Source organism: Escherichia sp. AM3 (genome assembly GCF_032029835.1).
In the GTDB taxonomy this organism is placed as follows: Bacteria; Pseudomonadota; Gammaproteobacteria; order Enterobacterales; family Enterobacteriaceae; genus Escherichia; species Escherichia coli.
The window spans coordinates 79,422-91,767 of the sequence record NZ_JAVUPQ010000006.1; the positions used below are offsets into that span (position 1 = coordinate 79,422).

The 12,346-nt window shown below is 49.5% G+C and carries 16 protein-coding genes and 3 tRNA genes; 6 read left to right on the forward strand and 13 right to left on the reverse strand.

Annotated features, from left to right (window positions below):
• Positions 1-103 precede the first annotated feature (103 nt).
• Both RTW80_RS04795 and ftnA read left to right on the forward strand, forming a co-directional pair.
• Entirely contained in the window at positions 104-427 is a 324-nt protein-coding gene (locus RTW80_RS04795) for a YecR-like lipofamily protein (protein ID WP_001237869.1), read from the forward strand.
• A gap of 170 nt (positions 428-597) precedes the next feature.
• On the forward strand, positions 598-1,095 hold the full coding sequence (ftnA, locus tag RTW80_RS04800) for a non-heme ferritin (RefSeq protein ID WP_000917208.1): 498 nt from the start codon (positions 598-600) through the stop codon (positions 1,093-1,095).
• A gap of 37 nt (positions 1,096-1,132) precedes the next feature.
• Here ftnA and RTW80_RS04805 read toward each other — a convergent pair whose 3' ends face one another.
• Positions 1,133-1,372 (reverse strand): YecH family metal-binding protein, encoded by a 240-nt coding sequence (locus tag RTW80_RS04805; protein WP_032247642.1) that lies wholly within the window; start codon positions 1,370-1,372, stop codon positions 1,133-1,135.
• 190 nt (positions 1,373-1,562) lie between these two features.
• On the opposite strand from RTW80_RS04805, the gene tyrP reads away from it, so the two are divergent.
• Positions 1,563-2,774: a tyrosine transporter TyrP gene (gene tyrP / locus RTW80_RS04810; protein WP_000797573.1), complete on the forward strand. Its 1,212-nt coding sequence runs from the start codon at positions 1,563-1,565 to the stop codon at positions 2,772-2,774.
• Between the two features lie 61 nt (positions 2,775-2,835).
• Here the strand turns inward: tyrP and yecA are convergent, their stop codons facing one another.
• From yecA to uvrY, 7 genes are all read right to left on the reverse strand, one after another.
• Positions 2,836-3,501, reverse strand: coding sequence for a UPF0149 family protein YecA (gene yecA / locus RTW80_RS04815; RefSeq protein WP_000847902.1), 666 nt, complete (start codon positions 3,499-3,501; stop codon positions 2,836-2,838).
• A 195-nt stretch (positions 3,502-3,696) separates the two neighbouring features.
• Positions 3,697-3,783, reverse strand: a tRNA-Leu gene (locus RTW80_RS04820).
• Positions 3,784-3,795: 12 nt separating this feature from the next.
• Positions 3,796-3,869, reverse strand: a tRNA-Cys gene (locus tag RTW80_RS04825).
• 54 nt (positions 3,870-3,923) lie between these two features.
• Positions 3,924-3,999: transfer RNA gene (locus RTW80_RS04830), tRNA-Gly, on the reverse strand.
• 151 nt (positions 4,000-4,150) lie between these two features.
• Positions 4,151-4,699, reverse strand: coding sequence for a CDP-diacylglycerol--glycerol-3-phosphate 3-phosphatidyltransferase (gene pgsA, locus RTW80_RS04835; protein WP_001160187.1), 549 nt, complete (start codon positions 4,697-4,699; stop codon positions 4,151-4,153).
• Positions 4,700-4,755: 56 nt separating this feature from the next.
• Positions 4,756-6,588: an excinuclease ABC subunit UvrC gene (uvrC, locus tag RTW80_RS04840; RefSeq protein WP_001283421.1), complete on the reverse strand. Its 1,833-nt coding sequence runs from the start codon at positions 6,586-6,588 to the stop codon at positions 4,756-4,758.
• Positions 6,585-7,241, reverse strand: a complete 657-nt coding sequence (gene uvrY / locus RTW80_RS04845) for a UvrY/SirA/GacA family response regulator transcription factor (protein ID WP_000611328.1) — start codon at positions 7,239-7,241, stop codon at positions 6,585-6,587. Before uvrY ends, uvrC begins: the two co-directional genes overlap by 4 nt.
• 141 nt (positions 7,242-7,382) lie before the next feature.
• Between uvrY and RTW80_RS04850 the strand changes: the two genes are divergently transcribed.
• Genes RTW80_RS04850 through yecF form a run of 3 tightly spaced genes read left to right on the forward strand, consistent with a single transcriptional unit; the run spans position 7,383 to position 7,924 of the window.
• Entirely contained in the window at positions 7,383-7,499 is a 117-nt protein-coding gene (locus RTW80_RS04850; RefSeq protein WP_001302039.1) for a hypothetical protein, read from the forward strand.
• A gap of 37 nt (positions 7,500-7,536) precedes the next feature.
• Complete coding sequence (gene yecU, locus RTW80_RS04855; RefSeq protein WP_000590344.1) at positions 7,537-7,713, forward strand: protein YecU; 177 nt, start codon at positions 7,537-7,539, stop codon at positions 7,711-7,713.
• Positions 7,700-7,924: a DUF2594 family protein YecF gene (yecF, locus tag RTW80_RS04860; protein ID WP_000106473.1), complete on the forward strand. Its 225-nt coding sequence runs from the start codon at positions 7,700-7,702 to the stop codon at positions 7,922-7,924. The genes yecU and yecF overlap by 14 nt, the downstream gene beginning before the upstream one ends.
• A 67-nt stretch (positions 7,925-7,991) precedes the next feature.
• Here the strand turns inward: yecF and sdiA are convergent, their stop codons facing one another.
• The 5 genes from sdiA to tcyJ all read right to left on the reverse strand — a co-directional run bounded on the left by sdiA (position 7,992) and on the right by tcyJ (position 12,267).
• Positions 7,992-8,714, reverse strand: a complete 723-nt coding sequence (sdiA, locus tag RTW80_RS04865; RefSeq protein ID WP_001154273.1) for a transcriptional regulator SdiA — start codon at positions 8,712-8,714, stop codon at positions 7,992-7,994.
• Between the two features lie 229 nt (positions 8,715-8,943).
• Positions 8,944-9,696, reverse strand: a complete 753-nt coding sequence (gene tcyN, locus RTW80_RS04870) for an L-cystine ABC transporter ATP-binding protein TcyN (protein ID WP_032247644.1) — start codon at positions 9,694-9,696, stop codon at positions 8,944-8,946.
• Positions 9,693-10,361 carry a cystine ABC transporter permease gene (gene tcyL, locus RTW80_RS04875; RefSeq protein WP_001158220.1) on the reverse strand — a complete coding sequence of 223 codons (669 nt, stop codon included), beginning with the start codon at positions 10,359-10,361 and terminating at the stop codon, positions 9,693-9,695. The genes tcyN and tcyL overlap by 4 nt, the downstream gene beginning before the upstream one ends.
• Positions 10,362-10,375: 14 nt before the next feature.
• Positions 10,376-11,362 carry a D-cysteine desulfhydrase gene (dcyD, locus tag RTW80_RS04880; protein WP_001565616.1) on the reverse strand — a complete coding sequence of 329 codons (987 nt, stop codon included), beginning with the start codon at positions 11,360-11,362 and terminating at the stop codon, positions 10,376-10,378.
• 104 nt (positions 11,363-11,466) lie between these two features.
• On the reverse strand, positions 11,467-12,267 hold the full coding sequence (gene tcyJ, locus RTW80_RS04885) for a cystine ABC transporter substrate-binding protein (protein ID WP_012135898.1): 801 nt from the start codon (positions 12,265-12,267) through the stop codon (positions 11,467-11,469).
• Positions 12,268-12,346 lie beyond the last annotated feature (79 nt).

The window sequence follows — 12,346 nt, forward strand, 5'->3', positions numbered from 1 at the left end:
CTACAGATGGCAAGAAATAGCGCCTGCCAGGCGTCTTTTCCGGCCATTGTCGCAGCGCTGTAACGCGTAAAATAGTGCTTTCTCTTACTCTTCTGGCTGGACCATGAGACTTCTGATTCTGACTCTTTCATTAATAACGCTGGCGGGGTGTACGGTTACTCGCCAGGCCCATGTGAGCGAAGTTGACGCGGCAACAGGTATTGTACGGTTGGTTTATGACCAGGCTTTTTTGCAGCATGCCCATACCGATCGTTATGTCAGTCGCGGGATCGCCGATCGCGCATGCCAGCAGGAAGGCTATACCCACGCGGTCCCCTTTGGTCAGCCAGTAGGCAACTGTAGCCTTTTTGCGGGTTCCTTATGTTTGAATACGGAATTCACTTTGTCATATCAGTGCCATCATTCCGCCTTCCCTGTCTTTCTCTAAATATTTTAATCAGCGAGGGGATCTTCGCTGATTAAAGAAATAGCGGTAATGCGTTTTATTCCCATTCGTATTTTTAATAATTGAAGTTTATATTTTACCTTTTGCAAATAATAAAATAACAAATTATAGTGACGCCACAGCAACAAATATAACCTTTGTGGAGCACTATCATGCTGAAACCAGAAATGATTGAAAAACTTAATGAGCAGATGAACCTGGAACTGTACTCTTCACTGCTTTATCAGCAAATGAGCGCCTGGTGCAGCTATCATACCTTCGAAGGTGCTGCCGCGTTCCTGCGCCGTCACGCCCAGGAAGAGATGACGCATATGCAGCGTCTGTTTGATTACCTGACTGATACCGGCAATTTACCGCGTATTAATACCGTTGAATCTCCGTTTGCTGAATATTCCTCACTTGATGAATTATTCCAGGAAACCTATAAACACGAACAATTAATCACCCAGAAAATTAACGAACTGGCTCATGCTGCAATGACCAATCAGGACTACCCAACATTTAATTTCCTGCAGTGGTATGTTTCTGAGCAGCATGAAGAAGAGAAACTGTTCAAATCGATTATTGATAAATTAAGCCTGGCAGGCAAAAGCGGCGAAGGTCTGTATTTTATCGACAAAGAACTCTCTACCCTCGACACACAAAACTAATGCTCTCCGGCGGCAGGTTTACTGCCGCCGTTTCAAATCAGTGACGGCAAATCTTACTCTGATCGGTCGAAAAACCGTCTTTCGAAGGTATAAATTTGCCTTTTGCTGCCAGAAACGCTACCAGCTCTCCCGCTGTCATCCCTTCTGCCGAGCAGGTGTGAAAACGTGCCTGTTCACCAAAACGCGCTTTAATCGCAGCTTCCAGACTGGCATGCGTATATTGCTCGCCTGATTCAATCATCATATTTAACACTTCATGACCGTGAATACAGTCCATCGTCCCTTCTCAAAAAAAGCCTAGCGTAGCGATTGCCGCTTATGAAGACTTTGCGCCAGCGCAGGACTGAATGCTTTTTATTGTACATTTATATTTACACCATATGTAACGTCGGTTTGACGAAGCAGCCGTTATGCCTTAACCTGCGCCGCAGATATCACTCATAAAGATCGTCAGGACAGAAGAAAGCGTGAAAAACAGAACCCTGGGAAGTGTTTTTATCGTGGCGGGAACCACAATTGGCGCAGGCATGCTGGCAATGCCGCTGGCTGCGGCCGGTGTTGGTTTTAGCGTTACGTTAATCTTGTTGATTGGGCTTTGGGCGTTGATGTGCTACACGGCGCTATTACTGCTGGAGGTGTACCAGCATGTTCCGGCAGATACCGGTCTGGGCACGCTGGCAAAACGCTATCTGGGACGCTACGGTCAATGGCTGACGGGCTTCAGTATGATGTTCTTAATGTATGCTCTGACTGCGGCATACATCAGCGGTGCCGGTGAATTGTTGGCCTCCAGCATCAGCGACTGGACAGGTATTTCAATGTCGGCAACCGCTGGCGTGCTGTTGTTCACTTTTGTTGCCGGTGGCGTGGTTTGTGTTGGAACATCGCTGGTCGATTTATTTAACCGTTTTCTGTTCAGCGCCAAAATTATTTTTCTGGTGGTGATGCTGGTATTGCTGCTACCGCATATTCACAAAGTGAATCTTTTAACCCTGCCGTTGCAACAGGGGCTGGCTCTGTCAGCAATCCCGGTGATTTTTACCTCATTTGGTTTTCACGGTAGCGTGCCGAGTATTGTCAGCTATATGGATGGCAACGTTCGTAAGCTACGCTGGGTGTTTATAACCGGTAGTGCGATCCCCCTGGTGGCATATATTTTCTGGCAGGTGGCAACGCTTGGCAGCATTGATTCAACAACCTTTATGGGATTGCTGGCTAATCATGCTGGATTAAACGGGCTGTTACAGGCGTTACGCGAAATGGTGGCCTCTCCGCATGTTGAGCTGGCAGTGCATTTATTTGCTGATTTAGCCCTCGCCACGTCATTTCTCGGCGTTGCGTTAGGCTTATTTGATTATCTGGCTGATTTATTTCAGCGTTCAAATACCGTTGGTGGACGGTTGCAAACTGGTGCAATTACCTTTCTGCCGCCGTTGGCGTTTGCACTGTTTTATCCACGAGGATTTGTGATGGCGCTGGGTTACGCCGGTGTGGCGCTGGCGGTACTGGCATTGATTATCCCTTCGCTGTTGACCTGGCAAAGCAGAAAGCACAATCCTCAAGCGGGTTACCGGGTCAAAGGTGGTCGTCCGGCGCTGGTGGTGGTGTTTCTCTGTGGTATTGCTGTGATTGGCGTGCAATTTTTGATTGCGGCAGGGTTGTTACCAGAAGTGGGGTGATTAGATAGCCTCAAATTCCTTATTGGGTGCCAGAATTAACGCTGACACCCAATTTGGCCTCTTAATGCAGGCAGCACTGCTTAAATTTCTTACCACTACCGCACGGGCAAGGATCGTTACGCCCCGGTTTCTCTTCTGCTTTGATCGGTTGCTGAACAGCTTTTTCCTGCGGATGCGCCATCCAGTACGCATGTAGATCAAGCGCCGCCAGTCGAATGGCATCTACGCTCTCTTCAAACGCTTCTGGCGACATTTTCTCTACCCGCTCGAAGTTTTCCTCAGTACCGTGCAGCGCAATCGCCTCCAGCGCTGGTTTTAACGAATCGGGCAACGTTGACCAGTCAGAAAGTGCCACGCCCCGCATATAGCCAAAGCACCACTCCTCAACAATCGTCAGCTCGCTGCCATCAACTTCTCGCAAGCCGAATAACGGCTCAAACTGCTCCGGGAATTCGTTCAGACGCTCTGCGGTATCGGCCATATGTTGAAAAGCCAGGTTCATAAAGCGCGTCATCTCTTTCTCTGACGCCCAGCGCGGCACATAGTCAGCCCCACCCCACACGGCAACCAGCCACTGTTCCGGTTCAATCTCTTGCGGAGAACTCAACACCGCCGTCAATAAACCGTCCAGCTCCGCCACATCAAGGATGGCGTGGTCAGTGTTGTATTTGGTCAGAATATCGTCCAGCCATTCCAACTCACTTTCGTTTAACGGTCCCGTTTTCATACGCTTTTCCTTGTGGATCTCAACTCGCCAGCACCTATCTTACATGCCGGTCCGTATCAGAGATACTTTTTGAGTGGCTTTGCTGGTGATTAAAAATTAAGGAGGGTGTAACGACAAGTTGCAGGCACAAAAAAACCACCCGAAGGTGGTTTCACGACACTGCTTATTGCTTTGATTTTATTCTTATCTTTCCCATGGTACCCGGAGCGGGACTTGAACCCGCACAGCGCGAACGCCGAGGGATTTTAAATCCCTTGTGTCTACCGATTCCACCATCCGGGCTCGGGAAGAAAGTGGAGGCGCGTTCCGGAGTCGAACCGGACTAGACGGATTTGCAATCCGCTACATAACCGCTTTGTTAACGCGCCAAATTCTTCAGGCCTTTCAGCCAGACATCCGCTTGACGCCGATGTCTTTTAAACTGGAGCGGGAAACGAGACTCGAACTCGCGACCCCGACCTTGGCAAGGTCGTGCTCTACCAACTGAGCTATTCCCGCATTCATCAAGCAATCAGTTAATCACTTGATTTTATTATCGTCTGGCAATCAGTGCCGCCGTTCGATGCGTTGCATTCTACTTACCTGGCGCGATGAGTCAACGATATTTTTCACCACTTTTGATCGTTTGCTGAAAATTACGCCGAAACGATCACTGATCAAGCAAATCTGCACGCGCAGCGCTCAAATATTGCAACATTGACCACAGAGTCAGTACCGCAGCCACAAAGAAAAGTGCAATACCGGCGTACTCAACCCAAATGTTCGGACGCCACAGCAGCCAGGCCAACGCCACCATCTGGGCAGTGGTTTTCACTTTCCCAATCCAGGAGACAGCCACGCTACTGCGTTTACCCAACTCCGCCATCCATTCGCGTAGCGCAGAAATAATAATTTCACGGGCGATCATCGTTGCCGCCGGTAAGGTCACCCACCAGCTGTGATAATGCTCGGTTACCAGCACCATGGCGATAGCCACGAGAACTTTATCTGCGACAGGGTCAAGGAAAGCACCAAACCGGGTACTCTGGTTCCAGCGGCGTGCCAGAAAACCATCGAACCAGTCAGTCACCGCCGCGACGCAGAAAATGAGCGCGGCGGCAAACGGCGACCAGGTGACAGGCAGATAAAAGACCAATACAAAGAATGGGATAAGGATGACACGGAACAGTGTAAGCAACGTAGGGATATTAAATTGCATAATGACGGGTAACTATCTGTTGTCAGTAAGATTACCCCTATGTTGCTACAGAGACATCAATGTTTCAACGACCAGAAGATCTTTTCTGCCAGACCTTGCGAAATACCCGGCACTTTTGCAATTTCCTCGACGCTGGCGTTACGTAAACCTTGCAAACCGCCCATATATTTCAACAACATTTGCCGGCGTTTTGGCCCGACGCCTTCAATGGTTTCCAGGGAACTGGTATTTTTGACCTTCGCCCGTTTTTTACGGTGCCCGCCAATCGCGTGATCATGTGATTCATCGCGAATATGCTGGATAACATGCAGCGCGGGAGAATCTGGCGGCAAACTGAATCCCTCACCTTCCGGCTCAAAGAACAGCGTTTCCAGCCCAGCCTTACGATCTGCTCCTTTGGCAACGCCAAGTAGCAGCGGATGATTTTTATCCCATGAGACATCCAGTTCGGCGAAGACATTTTTCGCCTGCGCAAGCTGGCCTTTGCCGCCGTCGATAAGTATCACATCCGGGATCTTACTGTCGTCGATGGCTTTACCATAACGCCGACGCAGCACCTGATTCATCGCCGCATAATCATCGCCCGGCGTGATGCCAGTAATGTTATAGCGCCGATACTCCGCACGCAGCGGGCCGTTAGCATCAAACACCACACAGGAAGCGACGGTTTGTTCACCCATGGTATGGCTGATGTCAAAGCACTCCATCCGCTTCACTTCCGGCAATTTCAACACACTGGCAAGTGCTGTAAGCCGCTGGTGAACGGTAGATTGCTGCGAAAGTTTGCTGGTTAAGGCCGTCGCCGCATTGGTGCGCGCGAGTTTCAGATAACGCGCCCGATCGCCGCGAGGTTTGGTTTGAACATTAATCTTGCGTCCCGCCAGTTCTGAAAGGGAATCGGCGAGCAGCGTTTTATCGCTAAGATTAAAATCGAGCAGGATCTCACCCGGTAAGGTGCGCATCTGGCTGCCTTGTAAATAGAACTGACCTACGAAGGTTTCTACCACCTCGCTCAGTTCCGTACCGCCAGGCACTTTCGGGAAATAGCTGCGGCTGCCGAGCACTTTGCCCTGACGAATGAACAATACGTGGACACAAGCCATGCCCGCATCGAACGCCACACCAATAACGTCGAGGTCGTCGCCGGTATTGGAAACGAATTGTTTTTCGGTGACGCGTCGCACCGCCTGAATTTGGTCGCGAATACGTGCCGCTTCTTCAAACTCCAGATTCTGGCTGGCAGTTTCCATACGACTAATGAGTTGCGTAAGCACCTGATCATCTTTGCCAGACAAAAACAGGCGCACATACTCGACCTGCTGAGCGTATTCTTCTTCACTCACCAGTCCTTCAACGCACGGTCCCAGACAGCGCCCTATCTGATATTGCAGACACGGACGCGAGCGATTGCGATAAACACTATTTTCGCACTGGCGAATGGGGAAAATCTTTTGCAGTAGCGCCAGTGTTTCACGTACGGCATAGCCATTCGGGAACGGGCCGAAATATTCACCTTTGGCATGCTTCGCACCACGATGCATCGCCAGACGCGGGTGGGTATCGCCACTCAGGAAGATAAAAGGATAAGATTTATCATCGCGTAGCAAAACGTTGTAACGCGGCTGATAGAGTTTGATGTAGTTGTGTTCCAGCAACAGCGCTTCGGTTTCTGTATGAGTAACCGTTACATCAATTTGCTGGATCTGGGCGACCAGCGCTTCGGTTTTGCGCGAAGCGAGGTTGCTACGGAAATAGCTGGAAAGCCGTTTTTTCAGGTCTTTCGCTTTGCCGACATAGATAACCGTACCACCAGCATCGTACATGCGATAAACGCCTGGCTGGCTGGTTACGGTTTTTAAAAACGCTTTTGCGTCAAACTGATCACTCACTGACTTGATAATGTCTCCGCATTACACAGACCATGGCGAATTGCCAGGTGAGTCAGCTCAACATCGCCATGAATGTTTAGTTTACTGAACATACGATAGCGGTAGCTGTTCACCGTTTTCGGACTGAGATTGAGCTGTTCTGAGATCTCATTGACCTTCTGGCCCTTGGTGATCATCAGCATAATCTGCAATTCACGTTCAGACAAACTGGCAAATGGGCTTTCTGTTTTTTCTGGTTCGATCTGGCTTAACGCCATTTGTTGAGCGATGTCAGAAGCAATGTAACGCTGCCCTGAATAGACAGAACGAATCGCACTCACGACTTCCTGCGGAGCCGCGCCTTTGCTGAGGTAGCCCGCAGCACCGGCCTGCATGACTTTCGCTGGTAAAGGGTTTTCTGTATGGACGGTAAGCATGATGATTTTGACATCAGCTGTGGAACGCGCGATTTTACGCGTCGCCTCAAGACCGCCAATGCCCGGCATACTCATGTCCATTAGCACCACGTCAACGGCATTTGCCCGACACCACTTAACGGCGTCTTCACCGCACGATGCCTCACCGACGACTTTTATACCCTTTATATCTTCCAGAATGCGTCGTATCCCTGCGCGCACCAGTTCGTGGTCATCAACAAGTAGAACGTTGATCAAAGGAATATCTCCAGAAATAGGGATAACGCTACTGATAGTTAGTCATTCGTATATTAGCGGTTTTTATTGCAACTTTGAAACGTTAAAAATGGTGGGTATTCGATTTTTCTCTCGTTTTTGTCAATTCGATTGTCCACAGTTATGGTCACGCCCGTCACCAACGGCTTACCGGATCGTTTCACAGTAAGCCCTGCGACGAAATGTGACAAAAATTACCTTTATTCAGCAAAAATGAAAATCAGCCCGCTGAATATGTAACATTAATTAACCCGAACAATACGGGCAAAAAACATTCATGATAAAAATATTTATTGGTCATTATATTAACGCATTTAATAGCACCGTTGACGATACGCTCAAAAAACAACCACTGCTATTTTTAGCAAAGCTTATGGTATACTCCGCCGCCTTAACATTTTTCACCGCAAATTTTCATTGCAACATGACGAGGAAAATAAATGAGTACGCCTGATTTTTCTACTGCCGAGAATAATCAAGAACTGGCAAATGAAGTCTCCTGCCTGAAAGCGATGCTGACGCTGATGCTGCAGGCGATAGGACAAGCTGACGCGGGCCGCGTGATGTTAAAGATGGAAAAACAGCTTGCGCTGATCGAAGACGAAACCCAGGCTGCAGTATTTTCCAAAACGGTTAAGCAAATTAAACAAGCCTACCGTCAGTAATATAAAACCGGCTGATAGCGTGCCTTTCAGCCGGTTTTTGCATCTGGCACGCAGGACAGAAAAGAGATCAAATTAAGCCAGTAGCGGCCGCGTAACAGGCAACCTGGGTCTTATTCGGTGCATTGATTTTTTTCTGCATGTTTTTCTGATGGAAATTGACCGTATTCTCAGAGATTGACAAAATCATCGCTATCTCTGCTGATGTCTTCCCTTCCGCCGTCCATTTCAAAATTTCTTTTTCGCGCTTGCTGAAATTCATCTCTGGCGTCATCACTATTTCATCATTTAAACGCATCAGAGCCATCAGACTTTCGCGCACCAGTAACTGCATTTTTAATTGCAGTTCATCACTAAGAATGGGTATTTCGCGCGCGCTGCTACGGGAAAAGGACAAAAAGCCCAGCGCCCGGTTTGGCAGCATTAAATACTGAGTGACACCGCGGCGTAAACCATGTGCGCGCGCGGCTTCCCATAACGGCTGTGCTTCGCTGAATAAGTCATCATTCCACATTAAATGGCCCTGACTAAAGTTTTCAGGGTTCAGCACCGGATCAATTGCGAGAAAGTTTTTTGCCTGATAATAACTAACCCACGCCTCAGGGTAATTGGTGTAGAAAGCCACTTTAGGTCGCGTGAATGGTACCGGGTGGCGAACACATAACGAATAGTAATCGTACTCTAGCTGCTGAGCCTGAAGCTCTATTTCATGGTAGACCTCTTCTGCGGCCTCCATCCTCTGAAAACGCAACAGCATCGTGCGACGCCAGCTGAAAAAATCCGTATCCTGCATAGTAAACCGCAACGCCCCTGAGAGTGAGTATCATTTATAATGATAATTCAAACTATCACATAAATAAGATTTATATATAATTTATATTATTCAGGCAATGAATTACTTTTGCAAGCCATCGCATTCTCTTATGTTATTAATGAGTTATGCTGATTTGTTAAGCTGTTTTATCACGCTTGAAATGGCGTCCCACCCCGACAGGTGAATCGTCGGGGCTGATTTTTTCTTATTATTGCAGCAGAAACTTCTCGAGGAACTGGCGGGTGCGAGGCTGCTGGGGATCGGAAAATAACGCTTTTGCTGCCCCCTGCTCGACTATCCGCCCCTGGTCCATAAAAATCGCCCGGTCCGCAACATCCCGGGCAAAGCTCATTTCGTGCGTCACAATCACCATCGTGCGCTTTTCCTGCGCCAGCTGACGGATGGTGTTCAGGACTTCGCCCACCAGCTCTGGATCCAGCGCCGACGTTGGCTCGTCAAACAAAATCACCTCAGGACGCATTGCCAGCGCACGTGCAATCGCAACACGTTGCTGTTGACCGCCAGACAAACGACGTGGATAGCTGGTTTCTTTACCGGCCAGCCCAACTTTCGCCAACAGCTCGCGAGCGCGCGCCGTGGCCTCTTCTTTCGGTTCGCCTTTGACGATCACCGGCCCTTCAATAATGTTTTCCAGCACCGTACGATGCGGAAACAAATTAAAGTTCTGGAAGACAAACCCGACGTGCTGACGCAACTGGCGAATCAGCGATTTTTGCTGACTTAATGAACGTGCAGTATCAATAGTGATATCGCCAACGGTGATCGTTCCCGCTTCGGGTTGTTCCAGCAGATTTATGCTGCGTAGCAACGTGGTTTTGCCGGAACCACTCGGACCGATAATTGCCACCACTTCGCCAGGCTTTACCTCAAGGTCGATACCGTGCAGCACCGTCTGACCGTGAAATTTTTTCACCAGGTTCTTAACTTCAATGGCACTCATTTTGGTTCTCTCTCCTGGCGATTAAGTTGATTCTCAAAATGGTTCTGCAACGTCGATAACACAGTCGCCATGATCCAGTAGATGAGCGAAGCCGCCAGATACATGGTGAATACCTCCAGCGTACGCGAGGTAATCAACTGCGCCTGACGGAACAGCTCCGGCACCTGGATTGTCGCGGCCAGCGACGTATCTTTTACCAGACTGATAAAGCTGTTCGACAGCGGCGGCAACGCCACCCGCGCCGCCTGTGGCAAAATCGCGCGACGCATAGTCTGCCATGGCGTCATACCAATACTGGCAGCTGCTTCCCACTGACCTTTATCAATAGAAGAAATGGCGGCGCGCAGCGTTTCGGCAGCATAGGCGGCAGTGTTCAGCGACAGACCAATCATTGCTGACGGAATGGGATCTAATTCGATACCAAACTGCGGCAGGCCGTAATAGATCATAAACAGTTGTGCGATGAGCGGCGTACCACGAAAAATAGAGATATAAAAACGCGCCAGCCAGCGCACGGGCCAGATTGGCGACAGGCGCATCAGCGCGAGAATAAACCCGAGCAGTAAGCCAAAAAACATGCCGCCGATACTGAGTTGCAGCGTATACCCAGCCCCTTTCAGCAGGAACGGCAAGGAATCAATAACCAGTTGTATACTTTCTTGCATGAGCGTTCCCGGAGCTAAACGTGGGGATGATAGGCGAACAGCGCAGGCGCGCCGCCGGTATGAATAAACAGAATCGGCCCTTCATCTTTGAAGCGTTTCTGACTGATACCGTCAATCAGACCCGCCATCGCTTTTCCGGTATACACAGGATCAAGCAGAATGCCTTCCAACCGCGCCAGCAATTTCACTGCTTCCATGCCTTCGTCGTTCGGCACGCCGTAGCCAGGTGCAAAATAGTCATCCCAGAGTAAAATTTCCGCTGATGCGGTCAGCTCCAGTTCTTTCGCAATCGCCTGTTGTAGGTTAACCACTTTCGGCAATTGATCGGCAACGGAACGCGACACGGTCACGCCAATCAGTTCGCTTTCAGGCAGCAGGTGTTCCAGCCCAACAGCCAGTCCGGCGTGAGTTCCGGCACTGCCCGATGCGACTACCACCGACGAAATATTAACCGCCCCTTCACACTGTTGCGCGATTTCCAGCGCACTCTCCACATAACCCAGCGCGCCCAAAGCATTAGAACCGCCAACCGGAATGACATACGGACGAAAGCCTTGTGCTTCGACTCGCGTCGCCAGCTCTTCCAGTTGGGCATTGGGATCGGTCAGTGCGTCGCACATTTCAATCTGGGTATTGAACAGATCCAGCAACAAGCGATTGCCGTTGGTTAAATAGTTTTCTGCGGTTGTGCCAATAGGATTTTCCAGCAGCGCCACGCAGTGCAGACCGAGTTTCGCCGCAACTGCGGCAGTCTGGCGCACATGGTTAGACTGGATCGCGCCGGCAGTAATCAGCGTATCGGCACCTTCGCGCAGAGCATCTGCTGCGAGAAATTCCAGCTTACGTAATTTATTGCCGCCCATTGCCATGGGGGTGACGTCATCCCGTTTGATGAAAATTTCCCGTCCAAGATAATCAGAAAAGCGCGGCAGATATTCGAGCGGCGTTGGCGCGCCGATAAACTCCAACCGTGGAAAACGGGTTAAATTATGCAGTGGCATAACAGCCTCCGATGTGTGTTGTTGTGATTTTCTTATTATGCACGCTGAAAACGCGTAAATAAAAAAGGCGCTAGTGAAAGCGCCCTTTTTTGTCATTATGCTGATTATTTGGTCACATCAGCACCAAACCATTTTTCGGAAAGAGCTTGCAGAGTGCCGTCTTTTTGCATTTCCGCAATTGCATCATTCACCGCTTTCAGCAGGTCCTCATTTCCTTTACGCAGCGCCACGCCAGACTCCTGACGGGAGAATGCTTCACCGGTTACTGCCAGCGTATCGTTGGTTTTCTTCACCAGATCCAGCGCCGCCAGACGATCAACGAGGATCGCATCGATACGCCCTACGCGCAGATCCTGATATTTGGTCGGGTCATCATCATAGGTACGCACATCGACGCCCTGAACATTCTGCCGCAGCCACTCTTCATAGTTGGTGCCCAGACCGACACCCACTTTTTTGCCTTTCAGATCAGCAGCCGTTTTAAGGGTGCCTTCGTTACCTTTTTTCACCAGCGCCTGAATACCGGAAATGGTGTAAGGGGTAGAGAAATCGTATTTTTTCTTGCGCTCGTCAGAAATGGTGACCTGATTAATCACCACATCAATGCGTTTAGAGTCCAGCGACGCCAGCATACCGTCCCATTTGGTCGGTTTTAGTGACGCCTCAACGCCAAGATGTTTTGCCAGCTGTTGGGCAAATTCCACTTCAAAACCGGTTAATTTGCCGTCATCCCCCTGAAAACTGAACGGCGGATAAGTGCCTTCCAGCCCTACCAGCAGCGTGCCGCGCTCTTTAACTTTATTAAGCAGACCTTCATCTGCAAAACTTTTAACGCTCATGCCCGCAACCAGCGCTACGGCCATCACACTCATCAATGCCTGACGTCCCAGATGTGCTAATTTCATATTTACCCCGAATGTTGTTATGTCTGTTTGCAGTGTAGAGCCATTGTTTGTAAACACAAAAACAACTCCGCTACATCTT

What these genes read in the sequence shown, in the direction of transcription:
- yecF (WP_000106473.1), top strand. Translation starts at nt 7,700, where the DNA reads ATGAGTACGCCTGATTTTTCTACTGCCGAGAATAATCAAGAACTGGCA.
- yecA (WP_000847902.1), bottom strand. Translation starts at nt 3,501, where the DNA reads ATGAAAACGGGACCGTTAAACGAAAGTGAGTTGGAATGGCTGGACGAT.
- tcyL (WP_001158220.1), bottom strand. Translation starts at nt 10,361, where the DNA reads ATGCAAGAAAGTATACAACTGGTTATTGATTCCTTGCCGTTCCTGCTG.
- dcyD (WP_001565616.1), bottom strand. Translation starts at nt 11,362, where the DNA reads ATGCCACTGCATAATTTAACCCGTTTTCCACGGTTGGAGTTTATCGGC.
- RTW80_RS04805 (WP_032247642.1), bottom strand. Translation starts at nt 1,372, where the DNA reads ATGGACTGTATTCACGGTCATGAAGTGTTAAATATGATGATTGAATCA.
- sdiA (WP_001154273.1), bottom strand. Translation starts at nt 8,714, where the DNA reads ATGCAGGATACGGATTTTTTCAGCTGGCGTCGCACGATGCTGTTGCGT.
- tcyJ (WP_012135898.1), bottom strand. Translation starts at nt 12,267, where the DNA reads ATGAAATTAGCACATCTGGGACGTCAGGCATTGATGAGTGTGATGGCC.
- RTW80_RS04795 (WP_001237869.1), top strand. Translation starts at nt 104, where the DNA reads ATGAGACTTCTGATTCTGACTCTTTCATTAATAACGCTGGCGGGGTGT.
- ftnA (WP_000917208.1), top strand. Translation starts at nt 598, where the DNA reads ATGCTGAAACCAGAAATGATTGAAAAACTTAATGAGCAGATGAACCTG.
- tcyN (WP_032247644.1), bottom strand. Translation starts at nt 9,696, where the DNA reads ATGAGTGCCATTGAAGTTAAGAACCTGGTGAAAAAATTTCACGGTCAG.
- RTW80_RS04850 (WP_001302039.1), top strand. Translation starts at nt 7,383, where the DNA reads ATGGTCACGCCCGTCACCAACGGCTTACCGGATCGTTTCACAGTAAGC.
- pgsA (WP_001160187.1), bottom strand. Translation starts at nt 4,699, where the DNA reads ATGCAATTTAATATCCCTACGTTGCTTACACTGTTCCGTGTCATCCTT.
- yecU (WP_000590344.1), top strand. Translation starts at nt 7,537, where the DNA reads ATGATAAAAATATTTATTGGTCATTATATTAACGCATTTAATAGCACC.